This is a genomic window from Streptomyces shinuiensis (assembly GCF_043660855.1).
GTDB lineage: Bacteria > Actinomycetota > Actinomycetes > Streptomycetales > Streptomycetaceae > Streptomyces.
Map to the genome: position 1 here is coordinate 3,949,002 of NZ_JBIHML010000001.1, position 18,116 is coordinate 3,967,117.

Genomic DNA, 18,116 nt, shown 5'->3' on the forward strand with positions numbered 1-18,116 from the left:
CGGGCGGGAGGCGACGGCGGCGTCACCGCGCGCCGCCGCGGTCCTGCTCGGTGCCCTCCGCGCCCTTCTCCCCGGCGCCGGCGGCTTTCTCCGGGCCGCCCTTCTCCGTGGCGGCCTGCTTCGCGGCGGCCTCGTGCCGCTCGCTCAGCCCGCGTGACTGGTCGATGCCCTCCTCGTCGTCCCGCTCGCCCTCGGCCTGGGACGGCGTCCACCCGCTCATGTGCCTCCTCCTCACCACTGTCGGCTGCCGTCACCGTCGTCCGCCGCCGCTCCCGTCCGCCGCAACCCTTCGGCGGAGCCGCTGGACGGACCGGCCCGGCGGATCCCCCGAGAAGCTCCTGCCGGGTACCCGGAGCCGCGCCGATTCCACTTCCGGCGCCCGCCGCGGACATCCCGTGGGAATCCGGCGAAAAAAATCATGCTCCGCAGCGCAACCCTTCCGGCCCTCAGCGGGTCATAGCCGGTGTCGGTCGAACCGGGGAGGGATCTCGGGGGAGGGCGGGACCGGCGGGGGGACACGAGGGGCCCGGGCCTTGCAGGCCGGGTCCCTCGTAACGTTCCACTTCCGGCGGGGTCCCGCACCGCCCCACCCGCCCCGCGTCCACGGCCGGGATTCCGGTTGTCGGTCCCCGGCGTTACGGTCTGTGACATGTCGTTCCAACCCGCCGTACTCGAGGCCGTTCTCGAGCGCATCACCTACGCCAACGAGGAAAACGGCTACACCGTCGCCCGCGTCGACACCGGGCGCGGCGGCGAGCTGCTCACGGTCGTCGGCTCGCTGCTCGGTGCGCAGGTGGGGGAGTCGCTGCGGATGGAGGGCCGCTGGGGCTCGCACCCGCAGTACGGCCGCCAGTTCACCGTGGAGAACTACACGACGGTCCTGCCGGCCACCGTCCAGGGCATCCGGCGCTATCTGGGCTCCGGTCTGATCAAGGGCATCGGCCCGAAGATCGCCGAGCGGATCGTGGACCACTTCGGGCTGGAGACCCTGGATGTCATCGAGAACGAGCCGGAGCGGCTGATCGAGGTGCCCGGCCTCGGCCCGAAGCGCACGAAGCTGATCGGCGCGGCGTGGGAGGAGCAGAAGGCGATCAAGGAGGTGATGGTCTTCCTCCAGGGGGTGGGGGTGTCCACCTCGATCGCGGTGCGCATCTACAAGAAGTACGGCGACGCCTCGATCTCGGTGGTGCGCAACCAGCCCTACCGGCTGGCCGCCGACGTGTGGGGCATCGGCTTCCTGACCGCCGACCGCATCGCGCAGGCCGTCGGCATCCCGCACGACAGCCCCGACCGGGTGAAGGCCGGGCTGCAGTACGCGCTGTCGCAGTCGGCCGACCAGGGGCACTGCTACCTGCCGGAGGAGCGGCTGATCGCCGACACCGTCAAGCTCCTCCAGGTGGACACCGGCCTGGTCATCGACTGCCTGGGCGAGCTGGCGGGCGAGGAGGAGGGGGTGGTGCGCGAGCAGGTCCCGGACCCGGAGCACCCGGGCGAGCGGGTCTCGGCGGTCTACCTGGTGCCCTTCCACCGCGCCGAGCTGTCCCTGTCGGCCCAGCTTATGCGCCTGCTGCGCACCGAGGAGGACCGCATCCCGGCCTTCCGGGACGTCGACTGGGAGGCGGCCCTGTCCTGGCTGGCGGGGCGCACCGGGGCCGAGCTGGCCCCCGAGCAGCGGGACGCGGTGAAGCTGGCGCTGACCCAGAAGGTGGCGGTGCTCACCGGCGGGCCCGGCTGCGGCAAGTCCTTCACCGTGCGGTCGGTGGTGGAGCTGGCGCGGGCCAAGCGGGCGAAGGTGGTGCTGGCCGCGCCGACCGGCCGGGCGGCCAAGCGGCTGTCGGAGCTGACCGGGGCGGAGGCCTCCACCGTCCACCGGCTGCTGGAGCTCAAGCCCGGCGGGGACGCCGCCTACGACCGGGAGCGGCCGCTGGACGCCGATCTGGTGGTCGTCGACGAGGCGTCCATGCTGGACCTGCTGCTGGCCAACAAGCTGATCAAGGCCGTGGCGCCGGGCGCCCATCTGCTGCTGGTGGGGGACGTGGACCAGTTGCCGTCGGTGGGGGCGGGCGAGGTGCTGCGCGACCTGCTCGCCGAGGGCAGCCCGGTCCCGGCGGTGCGGCTGACGCGGATCTTCCGGCAGGCCCAGCAGTCCGGTGTGGTCACCAACGCCCACCGCATCAACTCCGGGGTCCCGCCCATCACCCAGGGCCTGCCGGACTTCTTCCTCTTCGTGGAGGACGACACCGAGGAGGCCGGCCGGCTCACCGTCGACGTGGCGGCCCGGCGCGTCCCGGCGAAGTTCGGCCTCGACCCGCGCCGCGACGTGCAGGTGCTGGCGCCGATGCACCGGGGCCCGGCCGGCGCGGGCACGCTCAACGGCCTGCTCCAGCAGGTCATCACCCCCGGCCGGCCCGACCTCCCCGAAAAGCGATTCGGCGGACGGGTTTTCCGGGTGGGCGACAAGGTCACTCAGATTCGCAACAACTACGAGAAGGGGGCCAACGGGGTCTTCAACGGCACGGTGGGCGTGGTCACCGCCCTGAGCACGGAGGAGCAGCGCCTGACGGTGCGCACCGACGAGGACGAGGAGGTGGGCTACGACTTCGACGAACTGGACGAACTCGCTCACGCCTACGCGGTGACCATCCACCGCTCACAGGGCAGCGAATACCCGGCGGTGGTCGTACCGGTCACCACCGGCGCCTGGATGATGCTCCAGCGCAACCTGCTCTACACGGCCGTGACGAGGGCCAAGCGCCTCGTGGTGCTGGTGGGGTCGCGCAGGGCCCTGGGCCAGGCCGTGCGGACGGTCTCCGCGGGGCGGCGCTGCACCGCCCTGGACCACCGATTGCGCGGTACGCCACACCCCGCGTAACTTGCCGGAGGCACTCCGTGCCACCTGCGGGCCTGCTGGCCGACCCCGAGTGCACCGCACCGCACCGAATGGGAGACAGTGGGACGAGGGCAGGGCACTCGAAGATGAGGCACTACGTCGGTGAGGGATGACGTGAGCGAACACCGTGAAAGCGATGGCGCAGTAGTACTGCGGTACGGGGACGGCGAGTACAGCTTCCCGCTGGTCGGCAGCACTGTCGGTGACAGTGGTTTCGACATCTCCAAGCTGCGCGCCCAGACCGGTCTGGTGACCCTGGACTCCGGTTACGGCAACACCGCCGCGTACAAGTCGGCGGTCACCTTTCTCGACGGCGAGAAGGGCATCCTCCGCTACCGCGGGTATCCGATCGAGCAGCTCGCCGAGCACGGCACGTTCCTCGAGACGGCGTACCTGCTGATCAACGGAGAGCTGCCCACCGTCGACCAGTTGGCCGGTTTCCGCAACGAGATCACCCAGCACACCCTGCTCCACGAGGACGTCAAACGGTTCTACGACGGCTTCCCGCGGGACGCCCACCCGATGGCGATGCTCTCCTCGGTGGTGAGCGCGCTGTCCACCTTCTACCAGGACAGCCACAACCCCTTCGACGAGCAGCAGCGGCACCTGTCCACCATCCGGCTGCTCGCCAAGCTGCCCACCATCGCGGCGTACGCGTTCAAGAAGTCGGTGGGCCACCCGGTGGTCTACCCGCGCAACGACCTGGGCTACGTCGAGAACTTCCTGCGCATGACCTTCTCGGTCCCGGCCGAGGAGTACGAGCTCGACCCGGTCGTGAGCGGTGCCCTGGACAAGCTGCTCATCCTGCACGCGGACCACGAGCAGAACTGCTCGACCTCGACCGTGCGACTGGTCGGCTCCTCCCAGGCGAACATGTTCGCCTCCATCTCCGCCGGTATCAGCGCCCTGTGGGGCCCCCTGCACGGCGGCGCCAACCAGTCGGTGCTGGAGATGCTGGAGCGCATCAGGGCCGAGGGCGGCGACGTCGACTCCTTCATCCGCCGGGTGAAGAACAAGGAGGAAGGCGTCCGGCTGATGGGCTTCGGCCACCGCGTCTACAAGAGCTTCGACCCCCGGGCGAAGATCATCAAGGCGGCGGCGCACGACGTCCTCTCCGCGCTCGGCAAGTCCGACGAACTGCTGGACATCGCGCTGAAGCTGGAGGAGCACGCGCTGGCCGACGACTACTTCGTCGAGCGCAACCTCTACCCGAACGTCGACTTCTACACCGGTCTCATCTACCGGGCCATGGGCTTCCCGACCACCATGTTCACCGTGCTGTTCGCGCTCGGCCGCCTTCCCGGCTGGATCGCCCAGTGGCACGAGATGATCAAGGAGCCGGGCTCCCGCATCGGCCGTCCGCGCCAGATCTACACCGGTGTCGTCGAGCGCGACTACGTTCCGGTCGAGCAGCGCTGAGCGGGCGTCCGGGCGCCTAGGGCCGCCCCGCACGGCCCCGCGGGCCCCGCTCCGCCCCTCCGCCGGGGTGCGGAACGGGGCCCGCGGTGTGTGTCCGGCGCGGTGGAGCGGTGGAGGAGGCGTGAAGAAGAGTGACGTAGGTCACACGTGAAAAGGGGTAACCATTCGGCGGAGTCGTGTGTCTTATGGGGTGGCGTCGGTACTCCGGCGGAGCCGCCGCCGCCCGCCGTGTTCGTCTGTGGGGGACGAAGGCGGTGGTCCGTGCAGGCGGTGTGCCTCGGGGGAGCTTGAGCGGCCCTCCCGCCCGTACACCGTCCGGCAGACACCCGGCCAGGATCCCGTGGGGGGAGTCCATGACCGGGAAGAGGAGGCGCCCCGTCGACGGGCCCGTGGGGGGACTCGTCGTTCGGGGCGCTTCTGTGTGCGGCTTCTGCCACGAGGGCCCCGACTCGGGGGCCCTGCCATGAGGCCCTGACGTGCGGCGCTCACGGGGAACCGGGGGAGCCCTCCGCGGCCCGGACGGGGGAGCGGCCCGCCATGAGCTGTGCGGCGGCGAGCCCGGCGTACAGCGAGTCCGAGCGCAGCAGATCGGCGTGGCGGCCCGCCGCGCGCACCCGGCCGTCCTCCATGACCACGATGCGGTCGGCCCGCACCACCGTGGAGAGCCGGTGAGCGATGGCCAGGACGGTGGTCTCGGCGGCGAGCTCCACGACGACCTCGCGCAGCGCCTCCTCGTTGACCGCGTCGAGCTGCGACGTCACCTCGTCGAGCAGCAGCAGCCTGGGCCGGCGCAGCAGCGCCCGGGCGATGGCGATCCGCTGGCGCTCGCCGCCCGACAGCGTCACCCCCCGGTGACCGACCTGCGCGTCCAGGCCACCGGGCAGCCGCTCGACGAGAGCGTCGAGCCGGGTGCGCGACACCGAGCGCCGCACCTCCTCCTCCGCGGCGTCCGGAGCGGCCAGCAGCAGGTTCTCCCGCAGGGTCCCGGCCAGTACGGGCGCGTCCTGCTCGACATAGGCGATCGCCGACCGCAGCTCGGCCAGCGGCCAGTGGCGGATGTCGCGTCCGCCGACGGTACCCGCGTCGTAATCGTAGAAGCGCTCCAGCAGCTCGAACACCGTCGACTTCCCGACGCCGGAAGGGCCCACGAGCGCCGTCAGACCACCGGCGGGCACCTCGAAGGTCACCCCCCGGTGCGCCGGATCCCGTCCGTCGCCGTAGACGAAGACCACGTCCTCGAAGGTGACGCCGAGCGGCGACGACCTCTTCGTGCACGGTCCCTCCGGCGGCGCCCCCTCCGGCGACGGACCGCTGCCCGGGGACTCCCGCGGCAGCTCCTCCATCTCCCGGATGCGCCGCACCGCGGCCAGTCCGATGTTCAGGCCGCTCCATCCGTCGGTGAGCCGGCCGAGGGGCCCGTCAGGGTGAAGAGGTAGAGCAGGAAGGCGACCAGCGAGGAGATCTCCATCGCTCCGGAGACGGTCCTGGCGCCGCCGGCCCCCAGCACGGCGAGGAAGGCGAACTGCATCGCCACGGAGGTCGTGACATCGGAGACCGAGTTCCACCGGGCCACCGCCACACCGCGGTCGTGGGCCCGCCGCGCCGCCTCGGCGACGGCCGCGGTCTCGCGTTCCTCGGCCCCGCTCGCCTTGATGGTGCGGGAACGCCTGCAGCGCGCGGTCCAGCGCCGACCCCATCGCGCCGACCGCCTCCTGCGCCTGGTGCTGCGCCCGCTGGATCCTCGGCATGAGCAGGGCGAGCAGGCCCAGGGCGAGGAGCACGGCGAGGAGGGTGACCCAGAGGAGGACGAGGTCCACGACCGCCATCAGGGTGATGGTGCCCAGCAGGACCAGCACCCCGGTGACCGCGTCGGCGATGTCGCGGGAGAGCACGGTGCGCAGCAGCGAGGTGTCACCGGCGGTGCGGGAGAGCAGGTCGCCGGGGTGAGCCGGTCGACGGCCGCGACCCGCAGCCGCAGCATCCGGCCGACGAGCCGCCGCCGGGCCCGCAGGCCGGCGGCCTCGCCGGTGCGTGCCATCAGATAACCGCCGGCCGCCGCGAGGGACGACCCGGTCCTCGGCGCGGACGGCGAGGACGGCCTCGACCACCCGGTCGTCGTGAACGGCGCGGCCACCGGCAGGCCCGCGGTGACGCCCACGTCCTCCAGCGCCTGGAAGCCGCGGGCGTCGGCCCGGACGGTGTCGAGGTCCGTGTGCCGTCCGGGGCGGGGGCTCAGCGGCTCGGCGTGCTCGGCCGCCGAGCGGAGCTCGTCGAGGATCAGTGCCCCGGCGTCACCGGTGAGCCAGGGCGGCAGCGACTGCCGCGGCCCCCAGGACAGCAGCGGGCCGCGGTCGGCGGGCGGTTCGCGGGTGACGGCGCCGGCCAGCCAGGCGGCGTACGAGGGGCGCGCCAGCAGGCCGCGCAGGGTGGGCCACAGGGGCCGGCCGTTGAAGAGCTCGTCGCCGCCGTAGCCGGTGAGGTGGTACCGGGGCCGGTGGCGGCGGCGCGGCTGAGCAGCAGGTACGCCCTCGCCCGCGCGGGGGCGACGGGGAAGGGCTCGTCGAGCAGTTCCCGGGCGTTGCCCCGCAGGTCCGCGTAGAACAGCGGGGCGTCGCCGGCCGGGACGACATGGTGCTCGACGGCCCGGCCGACGACATGGGCGGGTAAGGGCGAACCGGCCGGGACCGGTCAGCGGAAGGCGCGCAGCCGGAGGCTGTTGGTGACGACGAAGACGGAGGAGAAGGCCATCGCCGCTCCCGCGATCATCGGGTTGAGCAGTCCGGCCGCGGCCAGTGGCAGGGCGGCGACGTTGTAGCCGAAGGCCCAGAACAGGTTGCCCTTGATGGTGGCCAGGGTGCGGCGCGACAGCCGGATGGCGTCGGCGGCGACCCGCAGGTCGCCGCGGACCAGGGTGAGGTCGCCGGCCTCGATGGCGGCGTCGGTGCCGGTGCCCATGGCCAGGCCGAGGTCGGCCTGGGCGAGGGCGGCCGCGTCGTTGACGCCGTCGCCGACCATGGCCACGGAGCGGCCCTCGTTCTGGAGGCGCTTGACGGTGTCGACCTTGTCCTGGGGCATGACCTCGGCGATCACCTCGTCGATCCCGACCTCGCGGGCGACGGCCTCGGCCACCGCCCGGTTGTCGCCGGTCAGCAGCACCGGGGTGAGCCCGAGGGCGCGCAGCCGGGTGATGGCCTCGGCGCTGGTGGGCTTGACCGCGTCCGCCACCGCCAGCAGCCCCCGCACTTTCCCGTCCCAGGCGACGGCGACCGCGGTGCGGCCCTCCGCCTCCGCGGCGGCCCGTGCCCCGGCCAGCTCATGGGGGAACTCCAGGGCGCTCTCGGCCAGCAGCCGCTCCCGGCCCACGGTCACCTCGCGGCCCTCGACGGTGCCCCGGACGCCGAGGCCGGGGACGTTCGCGAAGTCCTCCACTGCGGGCAGGGTGCCGACGCGCTCGGCGGCGCCGGTGGCGATCGCCCGGGCGATGGGGTGTTCGGAGGCGTGTTCCAGGGCGCCGGCCAGGCGCAGCACCTCGCCGTCGTCCTCGCCCCCGGCGGTGACGACGTCCCGCAGCTCCATCTTCCCGGTGGTGACGGTGCCGGTCTTGTCCAGGACGACGGTGTCCGCGCGCCGGGTGGTCTCCAGGACCTCGGGGCCCTTGATGAGGATGCCGAGCTGGGCGCCGCGTCCGGTGCCGACCATCAGGGCGGTGGGGGTGGCCAGGCCCAGGGCGCAGGGGCAGGCGATGATCAGGACGGCGACGGCCGCGGTGAAGGCCGCGGCCGGCCCTCCGCCGGTGCCGAGCCAGAAGCCCAGGGTGCCCAGCGAGATCAGCAGCACCACCGGCACGAAGACGGCCGAGACCCGGTCGGCCAGCCGCTGCACCTCGGCCTTGCCGTTCTGGGCGTCCTCGACCAGCCTGGCCATCCGGGCGAGCTGGGTGTCGGAGCCGACGCGGGTGGCCCGCACGACCAGTCGGCCGCCGGCGTTGACGGTCGCGCCGGTGACCGCGTCACCGGTCGAGACGTCCACCGGTACCGACTCGCCGGTCAGCATCGAGGCGTCCACGGCCGAGGAGCCCTCGACGACGGTGCCGTCGGTGGCGACCTTCTCGCCGGGGCGGACCAGGAAGCGGTCCCCGACGGCCAGCTCGGCGACGGGGACGAGCTCCTCACGCCCTCCCCGCAGGACGGTGACCTCCTTGGCGCCCAGCTCCAGCAGGGCGCGCAGGGCGGCGCCCGCGCTCCGCTTGGATCGCGCCTCCAGATAGCGGCCGAGCAGGATGAACGTCGTCACCCCGGCCGCGACCTCCAGATACAGGGCGGAGGCGGCGTCGGCGCGGGAGACGGTCAGCTCGAAGCCGTGCCGCATCCCCGGCATGCCGGCGTCGCCGAGGAACAGCGCCCACAGCGACCAGCCCAGGGCCGCGGTCGTGCCCACCGACACCAGGGTGTCCATGGTGGCCGCGCCGTGCCGGGCGTTCGTCCACGCCGCGCGGTGGAAGGGCAGCGCGCCCCACACCACGACCGGTGCGGCCAGGGTCAGCGACAGCCACTGCCAGTTGTCGAACTGGAGGGCCGGAACCATCGACAGCAGCACGACCGGTACCGACAGGGCCAGGGAGACCAGGAAGCGCTGCCGCAGCGAGGCCAGTTCGCGCTCGCCCTCGCTCTCCCGCTCCCCGGCTCCGGCCTGGGTCCCGGCCACCGGCCGGGACGGCCGCGCGGGGGCGGGCGGCGGAGGCGGCTGGGCGGTGTAGCCGGTCTTCTCGACGGTGGCGATCAGATCGTCGACGCTCACACCGGGGGCGTAGCTGACGCGCGCCTTCTCGGTGGCGAAGTTGACCGTGGCGGTCACGCCGTCCATCCGGTTGAGCTTCTTCTCGACACGGGCGGCGCAGGAGGCGCAGGTCATCCCGCCGATGGCGAGTTCGACCTCGTCGGCGGGCGCCTGTGTACCGGATGTCGTGGTGGTGGTCATGCTGTCTCCCGGACGGGGGCCGGACCGTGCCGGCGGCGCGGGCGCGCGGCGGTACGGTCCGGCGGTGGCGGGGCGGTTGCGGGCGGTCAGGCCCGGCCGGCGAGCTCGTAGCCCGCCTCGTCGACGGCGGCGCGCACGGCCTCGTCGTCCAGCTCGCGGGTGGAGGTGACGGTCACCAGGCCGGTCGAGGCGACGGCCTTCACCTCGGTGACGCCGTCGATCCCGGCGACCTCGCTGTTGACCGCGCCCTCGCAGTGGCCGCAGGTCATGCCGGTGACCTTGTAGGTGGTGGTGACGGTGCTCATGGCTTCTACTCCCTCGGATCGGTGCGCGGAAACGCCCGGGCGGCCGGGCGGGTGTTCCGACACTCTTGACTTTATACCCCTAGGGGGTATTCGACAAACGGGGCCCGGTGTGGACCCCCAAGTCCCCCGGAAAACCGCGGGTCGGCCGTTCCGGGGCCGGTAGGGTGCGGCGGACGATCACCGAGGGGCGGGGGCGAAGGTATGGCGTGCGCGGAGTGCGAGGGCGCGGGAGACGGAAAGGTCAGCGGGGAGGGACGGGGCGGGACGGCCGGGGACCGATGCCCGGCGTGCGGCGACCCGGCACCGCCGTCCGCCGAGCCCATCACGCCCACCGCGAAGGGCGCGTCCGCGGGACAGTCCTGGTGGGTGCTGACCGACGGGGAGCTGCGGACGGTGGAACGGATCCGCCGGGACCAGAGGGAGTCGCCGTACCTGCGCTGGCAGTCCACCCGGCCCCTGGCGACCGTCACCGTCGCGCTGCTGGGGGCGGTCGTGGCCTCGGACCTGTTCGCGATCCTCGCCGGGGCGCGGTTCGCCGGGATCCTGAAGGAGGAGGCGGAGTCGTCGTGGTACGGCTCCACCGAGGCCCTGGAGAGTGCGGAGTCGCTGTACTTCGCCGCCGGTGTGGTCCAGTTCGCCGTGTTGGCGACGGCGGGGATCCCGTTCCTGATGTGGTTCCACCGCTCCCGGCTCAACGCGCAGACGTTCGACGCCGCGAGCCAGCGGATGAGGCCCGGCTGGGCGATCGGCGGATGGTTCGTGCCCGTCGTCAACCTCTGGTTCCCCAAGAAGATCGCCAACGACATCTGGGACGCCAGTACCCCGCCGGGGCCGGACGGCACGGTCCGCGAGCGCCTCCCCGGCGGACTGCTCAACTGCTGGTGGCTGCTGTGGCTGCTCACCTGGGCATCCAGCCGGTTCGCGTCCCGCAGGTACGGGGACGCGCAGACCCTGGAGGAACTCGGGAGCGCCGTCTCCTCCCACCTCTTCGCCGACGGGGTCGACATCCTCGCCGCCGTGCTGGCGATCCTCGTCGTCCGCAGGATCACCGCCATGCAGCACGACCTCCAGGAGCACCGCACGGCCCTCGCCGCGGCTCCGGTCTGACACGCCTGTCCGGCGTCCCCGTACCGGTTCGCTCCGGGGCGGGGGTAGGGTGCCCGCCTGTCCGGGACCGGCGCACGGCCGGGCCGGTGACCAGAGCCCGCTTCCCGGGGAGTGTTCACGTGGTACTCGTCATGGTGTTCGGAGTCGCGCTGCTCATAGCGGTGCTGCTGTCCGGGCTGGCCGCCCGCTCGGTGCTCTCCACCTCACTGCTGTTCCTGGTGGGCGGCGCACTGGTGAGCGACGGCTTCCTGGGGCTGATCCACATCACCCCGGACAGCGGCATCGTGGCGGTCACCGCTGACCTGGCCCTGTTCGCGGTGCTGTTCACCGACGGCATGCACGTCTCCTTCCCCGCGCTGCGCAGGGCCTGGCGCAATCCGGTCCGCGCGCTCGGTCTGGGCATGCCGCTGGCCTTCCTCGGTGTAGCGCTGCTGACGCACTTCCTGGTCGGCCTGGACTGGACGACTTCCTTCCTGGTCGGCGCGGTGCTGGCGCCCACCGACCCGGTGTTCGCCTCGGCGATCGTGGGCCGCAGGGAGGTGCCCGCGCGGCTGCGGCAGTTGCTCAACATCGAGAGCGGCGTCAACGACGGCCTCGCACTGCCCTTCGTCCTGATCCTCATCGCCGCCGCCGCGCCGGCCGGGCACGCAGAGGACGCCGACTTCGCCGCGATCGCCACCGAACTGGTCCTCGGCCTGCTCCTCGGCGTCCTGCTGCCGCTGCTGGCGAACTGGCTGGTCCGATTCCGTCTGCTGGGTGCCGAGCCCAGGCTCCAGCCGCTGCTGCCGCTGGCCGTCGGCGTGACCCTGTACGCGGCCTGCCACCTCACCCACGCCAACCCCTACCTCGCCGCGTTCTCGGCGGGCGCGGTGATCGTCGCCGTCTCCCCGGAGGCCAAGGAGGCGTTCGAGCCGCTGGGGGAATCCCTCGCGGAGCTGGCGAAGTTCGCGGCGCTGCTGGTCTTCGGCGCGCTGCTGACCCCGCAGCTCTTCGGGGACCTGTCCCCGGGCGGCTACGCGGTGGCGGTCCTGGCCATCGTCCTGGTCCGCCCGGCCTCGATGCTGCTGTCCCTGGTGGGCACCGGTTTCGACCGCAGGGAGAGGCTCACGGCGGCCTGGTTCGGGCCCAGGGGCTTCGCCTCGGTGGTGTACGGACTGCTGGTGCTCCAGTCGGGCATCCCGCGCGCCGAGGACGCGTTCACGCTGATCGCCGTGACCATCGCCTTCTCGATCGTCGCCCACAGCAGTACGGACGTGCCGATCGCACGGGTCTTCCACGTCGAGGAACTGGCGGGCATCCCGGACGGCGGGAACGACGGAAACGGCGGGAAGGACGGAGACGAGGGGCCGCGCCCGCCGGTGGGCGGGCGCGGCCGGGGCGGTGAGGGAGACGTCGGTCCGAAGGCCGGGGAGGGCGCCGTCAGCCCTCGCGCCTGACCTCGCGGTCGGCCCGGCCGACGGCGTCCTCGGTGGCACTGCCACGCGGCCGCTCGTAGATGTCCGGGATGCCGTCGTGGTCGTCGTCCCGGTTCTCCTCCTCCCACAGCCGCTTGTAGCGGGCGTCGCGGAACTTGAGGAAGACGGCGGCGGCCACCGCGGCGGCCAGCGAGCCGATCAGGACGGCCGCCTTGACCTGCTCGGCGACCTCGGCGCCGGCGAAGGCCAGCTCGCCCACCAGCAGCGAGACGGTGAAGCCGATGCCGGCGAGCAGCGCGACGCCCACCACGTCCGCCCACTCCAGGTCCTCGCTGAGCTGGGCGCGGGTGAAGCGGGCCGCCAGGTAGGTGCCGCCGAAGACGCCGAGGAGCTTGCCCGCGAACAGGCCGAGGATCACGCCCAGCGCCTCGGGCCGGCGGAACGTCTCGCCCAGCGCGTCGCCGGAGACGCTCACGCCCGCCGCGAAGAGCGCGAACACCGGCACCGCGAAGCCCGCGGACAGTGGCCGCACCATGTGTTCGATCCGCTCGGCCGGGGACTCCTTCTCGGTGGGCCAGCCCTCGCTGCCCTTGGCCGGGATCACCCGCAGCAGCATGCCCATCGCCACACCGGCGATGGTGGCGTGCACCCCGCTGGCGTGCATCAGCGCCCAGATGACGACGCCCAGCGGCACGTACACGTACCAGCCGCGCACCCGCAGCTTCTGGTGGAGGAACCAGAACACCACCAGTCCGGCCAGCGCCCCGCCCAGGGCGGGCAGGTTCAGCGCGGAGGTGTAGAAGACGGCGATGACGAGGATCGCGCCGAGGTCGTCGACGATGGCGAGGGTGAGCAGGAAGGCCCGGATGCCCGACGGCAGGTTGGTGCCGATCACGGCGAGCACGCCGAGGGCGAAGGCGATGTCGGTGGCCATGGGGATGGCCCAGCCGTCCATCTGGCCACCGCCCGCCGCGTTGACCGCGACGTAGAAGAGGGCGGGCACCACCATGCCGCACACGGCGGCGACCACCGGGAGCGCGGCCGCGGCCGGGCGGCGCAGCTCGCCCAGGAGCAGTTCGCGCTTCAGCTCGATACCGGCGACGAAGAAGAAGATCGTCAGCAGGCCGTCCGACGCCCAGTGACCCACCGACAGGTCGAGGTGGAGGGCGGGAATGCCGAAGTGGAAGTCGCGGACCGACTCGTACAGATCCCCCCAGGGAGAGTTCGCCCACACCAACGCCACCACCGCGGCGGCCAGCAGGAGCATCCCGCCGACGGTCTCGGCGCGCAGCGCCTCCAGCAGGAACCGGCGTTCCTGGAACGACGGCAGTCCGAAGAGGGAGGTGCGCTCTTTGGGGGCGTTGGACATGGAGTGACCTCCCGGGCCGGTTTCGGGGTACGTGGACAACGTCGCCGACCAGACTTCCCGGCACACCATTTGTGATCTTGATTGTCATACCACCGTACCCACAACCTGCTGTTTCCGCGCAAGAGCGGATCTGTGCACGGCTGCGCGGGTACCGCCGGTCAGTGCCCGGCAACTTCCGCTCCATGTCGGCGAATGCCCCCGGCCGCCCCGGTTTCGCCGGTGACGGTGATCACACCGTCCTCCGCCGCGGCGGCCGGGGGTGTTCCTTCCCCGCGGCGCACGCCGCCACCCCCGCCGCGGCGGCCCCGACCCTCCCTTAGTCTGTGCCGGTGGCCCGGCCGTACGGCCGGGGCGGGCGGAGCGCGGGACGGAGGAGGGGGCGGTGCACCGGTGAGACGCGGCGGGATCCCCGACTCCTTCCTCGGCGGTTACGCGGAGCTGCTCGCCGGTATATCCCGGACCGGCCGGCTGCCGCGCCGCGCCGAGCTGGACGCCTTCCGCGAGACGGGCGAGCGGGTCGCCGAGCAGGGGTACGGCCTGCGGGACCTGGTCGGCCTCTACCTCGCCGAGACCCGCCGGCTGTGGGGCACGCTGCCGGGCATCGCCCGGTCGGCAACGGCCGCCGAGCGGGCCCGCACCGGCGACGCCCTGCTGGCCGCGGTGGAGGCCGCGGTGGCCGCGCTGGGGGAGGGGCACGAGCGGGCACAGCGGCTGGCGGTGCGGCAGGAGGAGGCCGAGCGCCGCGAGTTCGTGGACGACCTGCTCTACGGCCGCAGCGACCTGGGCCGGCTCGCCGAGCGCGCCCAGCGCTTCGGCCTGCGGCTGGCCCGCGCGCACGCGGTCGCGGTGGCCTCGGGCACCGAGAAGTACGACGACGTGCACCCCACCGTGCGCCGCATCGAGCGCGAGCTGGTGGGCCGCTTCGGCGAGCGCGACGTGCTGCTCGCCACCAAGGACGGGCGGCTGGTGTGCATCGCCGCCAGCGCCGACAAGTCCGTCCTGCGGGCCTTCGCCCGGCTCGCCGAGGACCCCGGCCCGGGCTACCCCGCCGCCGAGCGGGTGGCGCTCGGCAGGTCCCACAGCGGCCCCAGCGGCGTGGTGCGCTCCTACGAGGAGGCGCTGGGGGCGCTGGACCTCGCCGACCGGCTCGGCCTGGACGGGGTCCGGTTCAACGCGGCGGAGATGCTGGTCTTCCCGGTGCTGCTGCGCGACCGCGCGGCGATGGCCGACCTGGTGCGCACCGTGCTGGGGCCGCTCACCCAGGCCCGCGGCGGGGCCGCGCCGCTGCTGGAGACCCTGTCGGTGTGCTCGGCGGCGGGTTACGTGAACGCGGAGGCCGCCCGCCGGCTGGGCGTGAGCGTGCGGACCCTGTCGTACCGGCTGGCGCGCATCCGGGAGCTGACCGGCTACGACCCCGGCGACGGGCTCCAGCGGTACACCCTGGAGACCGCCGCGATGGGCGCCCGGCTGCTGGGCTGGCCCGAGAAGCCGCTGTAGCGCCGCCCGCCGCCCGCGGCCCCCGGCCCCCGTGGTCCGGCCGCGCGGCTCGTTCCGGGTGCGCGGTCCGGACGTCCGTACCCCGCGGCCGCCGAACCGCCTGGTCGAGCAGCCCGCACCACCCCGGCCCCAAGAGGCGGGCAACGGCTGCCGCGCCGATGGTTCCCTCCGGTTGCCGGACGTAAGCACGGCGTAAAGATTGCCGGATCCTGGCAATGTGCGCCCCGGTGCCGGACTGTCAGCATGAGGTCACGCCGCGACCGGTACGGGGGTGGAACGATGAGCGAGTTCATGAACACGGCCATGAGCTTTCCCGCCAATCTGTTCGGGTTCGGACTTGTGGTGGTGCTCGTCTACTGGCTGACGGTGCTGGTCGGAGCGGTCGGCGTCGATGCCCTCGACGGGGGTGAGGGCATCGGCGCCGGCCACTGCGACCACTTCGCCACCGGTCCCGCCACCGGTCCCGCGGCGGTTCTCGCGGCGGCCGGACTCGGCGGGACGCCTGTCTCCGTCTCCCTTTCGCTCCTCATCTCGATTGCCTGGTTCGCATCACTGAGCGGTACCGCGCTGGTCGAGCGGGCCGGCGGGGGCGCCCCTGCGCGCCTGCTGGTCCTGCCCGCCGCGCTGCTCGCCGCCTGGGCGCTGACACGCCTGCTGGTCCGCCCGCTGGGCCGGCTGGCGCCGCGCGAGACGGGCACCAGCCACCGCGACCTCGTCGGCCGGGTGTGCACCATCCGCACCGGGCACGTCAGCCACCGCTTCGGACAGGCCGAGATCACCGCCGACGACGGCTCGGCCCATCTGGTCCAGGTCCGCGCCCGGGGCGAGGACGCCGCGGGTCTGGCCGCCGGAAGCACCGCGCTGGTCTTCGACTACGACCCCGACGGCGGCTTCTTCCGCGTCATGCCCTGCGACCCCGCACTGGACCCCGGCCCGGACGCCGGCCGGCTGCCGCGCTGAACCCCCGCGCGCCCGCCGCCGGCCCGTCCACCAGACCTCAAGCACACGACCTCACAAGGGACCCACCGCCATGGACGTCATCTCCACGGGCCTCGGCGTGCTCATCGCCGTGTTCCTGCTCATGGGCATCGCCCTGCTGATCGTGGTCAGCCGCCTGTTCCGCAAGGTCGAACAGGGCAAGGCGCTGATCGTCTCCAAGATGCGCAAGGTCGACGTGACCTTCACCGGCGCCGTGGTGCTGCCCGTGCTGCACCGGGCCGAGGTGATGGACATCTCGGTGAAGACCATCGAGATCGCCCGCACCGGCGGCGAGGGACTGATCTGCCGGGACAACATCCGCGCCGACATCCGCATCTCGTTCTTCGTCCGCGTCAACAAGACCGTCGAGGACGTCATCAAGGTCGCCCAGGCCATCGGCACCGAGCGGGCCAGCGACCGGACCACCCTCCAGGAGCTGTTCAACGCCAAGTTCTCCGAGGCGCTCAAGACCGTCGGCAAGCAGCTCGACTTCGCCGACCTCTACACCAAGCGCGACGAGTTCCGCGACCGGATCATCGCCGTCATCGGCACCGACCTCAACGGCTACAGCCTGGAGGACGCGGCGATCGACTACCTGGAGCAGACCCCGCTCAGACAGCTCGACGGGAACAACATCCTCGACGCCCAGGGCATCCGCAAGATCACCGAGCTGACGGCCGTCGAGCACGTGCGCACCAACGAGTTCCAGCGCAGCGAGGAGAAGGAGATCACCCGGCAGAACGTCGAGGCACGCGAGGCCGTCCTCGAACTCGAGCGCCGCCAGACCGACGCCGAGATCCGCCAGCAGCGCGAGATAGAGACCGTGCGCGCCCGTGAGGAGGCCGAGACCGCCCGCGTCCAGGCCGAGGAGCGGCTGCGCGCCCACACCGCGCATCTGAAGACCGAGGAGGCCCTCGGCATCCAGAACGAGAACCGCGAGCGCGAGATCGCCGTCGCCAAGCTCAACCGCGACCGGGTCGTGGCCATCGAGAACGAGCGCATCGAGAAGGACCGCCTGCTGGAGGTCATCGCCCGCGAACGCGAGACCCAGCTGCGCCGGATCGCCGCCGACAAGGAGGTCGAGGCCGAGAAGCGGGACATCGCCGACGTGATCCGCGAGCGGATCGCGGTGGAGAAGACCGTCGCGCAGCAGGAGGAGGAGATCAAGAAGCTGCGCACCGTCGAGGAGGCCGAGCGCGAGCGCCAGGCCCTGATCATCGCCGCCGAGGCCCAGGCGCAGGAGCGGCTGGTCAAGGACATCAAGGCGGCCGAGGCCGCCGAGCAGGCCGCCGGACACCGGGCCGCCGAGGAGCTGACGATGGCCGAGGCGCGCCGCAAGGCCGCCGAGATGGACGCGGCCGCCGCCGTACGCCTGGCCGAGGGCAGGAAGGCCGAGGCCGCCGCGGCCGGACTCGCCGAGGCCGACGTCCGGGAGCGGATGGCCGACGCCATCGCCAGGACCCGCCACGCCGAGGCCGAGGCCGAGCGCGAGCTGGCCCTGGCCCAGGCCGACGGGCTGCGCGAGAAGCTGAAGGCCGAGGCCGAGGGGCTGACCGAGAAGGCCGGCGCCATGGCCCGGCTGGACGAGGCGGGCCGGGAGCACGAGGAGTACCGCCTGCGGCTGGAGGCGGAGAAGGAGATCCGCATCGCGGGCATCGACGTCCAGCGGCAGATCGCCGAATCCCAGGCGACCCTGATCGCCACCGGCCTGGAGAACGCCAACATCGACATCGTCGGCGGGGACTCGGTCTTCTTCGACAAGCTGGTGGGTTCCATCGCCGCCGGCCGGAGCGTCGACGGCTTCGTCAACCGCAGCGAGACTGTCCGGGCCATGGCGGGCCCCTGGCTCGACAAGGAGAACTCGGCGTTCACGCACGACCTGACCGCCGTGACCGCCGGGCTCGGCGCCGCGGGGCTGCGCGACATGACCCTGGCCGGCCTGCTGGCGAGGCTGGCCGCGGGCGGCGGCCCCGACGCACCGAAGCTGGCCTCCCTGCTGGAGGCGGTACGCGGCTCGGGCGTCGCCGACCTGCCGCTGTCGGCCCTGGCCGGCGGCGCGGCGGACCGCACACACGCCGCCGCGAACGGCGCACCCGCGGGCCGCTGACCCGCACACCTTACGAAGGACCTTGAGCGAGCGAGGAGTTGAGGGCACGTGG

General features: G+C 72.8%; 11 protein-coding genes and 1 pseudogene. 7 read left to right on the forward strand and 5 right to left on the reverse strand.

Going from position 1 to position 18,116, the window contains the following annotated elements; genetic code table 11:
* Positions 1-22: 22 nt before the first annotated feature.
* Positions 23-220, reverse strand: coding sequence for a hypothetical protein (locus tag ACGRHY_RS17975; protein WP_394636340.1), 198 nt, complete (start codon positions 218-220; stop codon positions 23-25).
* A gap of 429 nt (positions 221-649) precedes the next feature.
* On the opposite strand from ACGRHY_RS17975, the gene recD2 reads away from it, so the two are divergent.
* The gene (gene recD2, locus ACGRHY_RS17980) at positions 650-2,872 is read left to right on the forward strand and encodes an SF1B family DNA helicase RecD2 (RefSeq protein WP_394636341.1); all 2,223 of its coding nucleotides are present in this window, start codon (positions 650-652) and stop codon (positions 2,870-2,872) included.
* Between the two features lie 132 nt (positions 2,873-3,004).
* The gene (locus tag ACGRHY_RS17985; RefSeq protein ID WP_394636342.1) at positions 3,005-4,309 is read left to right on the forward strand and encodes a citrate synthase; all 1,305 of its coding nucleotides are present in this window, start codon (positions 3,005-3,007) and stop codon (positions 4,307-4,309) included.
* A gap of 485 nt (positions 4,310-4,794) precedes the next feature.
* On the opposite strand, the pseudogene ACGRHY_RS17990 reads toward ACGRHY_RS17985, so the two are convergent.
* From ACGRHY_RS17990 to ACGRHY_RS18000, 3 genes and pseudogenes are all read right to left on the reverse strand, one after another.
* Positions 4,795-6,476: pseudogene (locus ACGRHY_RS17990) on the reverse strand (ABC transporter ATP-binding protein).
* A gap of 521 nt (positions 6,477-6,997) precedes the next feature.
* Positions 6,998-9,286 carry a heavy metal translocating P-type ATPase gene (locus tag ACGRHY_RS17995; protein ID WP_394636343.1) on the reverse strand — a complete coding sequence of 763 codons (2,289 nt, stop codon included), beginning with the start codon at positions 9,284-9,286 and terminating at the stop codon, positions 6,998-7,000.
* Positions 9,287-9,372: 86 nt separating this feature from the next.
* On the reverse strand, positions 9,373-9,666 hold the full coding sequence (locus ACGRHY_RS18000) for a heavy-metal-associated domain-containing protein (RefSeq protein ID WP_394638104.1): 294 nt from the start codon (positions 9,664-9,666) through the stop codon (positions 9,373-9,375).
* Positions 9,667-9,792: 126 nt separating this feature from the next.
* On the opposite strand from ACGRHY_RS18000, the gene ACGRHY_RS18005 reads away from it, so the two are divergent.
* Both ACGRHY_RS18005 and ACGRHY_RS18010 read left to right on the forward strand, forming a co-directional pair.
* A complete protein-coding gene (locus ACGRHY_RS18005) occupies positions 9,793-10,698 on the forward strand; it encodes a DUF4328 domain-containing protein (RefSeq protein WP_394636344.1) in 906 nt (301 codons plus the stop codon).
* A 119-nt stretch (positions 10,699-10,817) separates the two neighbouring features.
* Positions 10,818-12,134, forward strand: coding sequence for a cation:proton antiporter (locus ACGRHY_RS18010; protein ID WP_394636345.1), 1,317 nt, complete (start codon positions 10,818-10,820; stop codon positions 12,132-12,134).
* Here ACGRHY_RS18010 and nhaA read toward each other — a convergent pair.
* Entirely contained in the window at positions 12,118-13,482 is a 1,365-nt protein-coding gene (nhaA, locus tag ACGRHY_RS18015; RefSeq protein WP_394636346.1) for a Na+/H+ antiporter NhaA, read from the reverse strand. The genes ACGRHY_RS18010 and nhaA overlap by 17 nt on opposite strands.
* Positions 13,483-13,872: 390 nt before the next feature.
* On the opposite strand from nhaA, the gene ACGRHY_RS18020 reads away from it, so the two are divergent.
* The 3 genes from ACGRHY_RS18020 to ACGRHY_RS18030 all read left to right on the forward strand — a co-directional run bounded on the left by ACGRHY_RS18020 (position 13,873) and on the right by ACGRHY_RS18030 (position 18,064).
* A complete protein-coding gene (locus ACGRHY_RS18020; protein ID WP_394636347.1) occupies positions 13,873-14,979 on the forward strand; it encodes a PucR family transcriptional regulator in 1,107 nt (368 codons plus the stop codon).
* 279 nt (positions 14,980-15,258) lie between these two features.
* Positions 15,259-15,939, forward strand: a complete 681-nt coding sequence (locus ACGRHY_RS18025) for a hypothetical protein (protein WP_394636348.1) — start codon at positions 15,259-15,261, stop codon at positions 15,937-15,939.
* A 70-nt stretch (positions 15,940-16,009) separates the two neighbouring features.
* The gene (locus tag ACGRHY_RS18030; protein ID WP_394636349.1) at positions 16,010-18,064 is read left to right on the forward strand and encodes a flotillin family protein; all 2,055 of its coding nucleotides are present in this window, start codon (positions 16,010-16,012) and stop codon (positions 18,062-18,064) included.
* Positions 18,065-18,116: the final 52 nt, after the last annotated feature.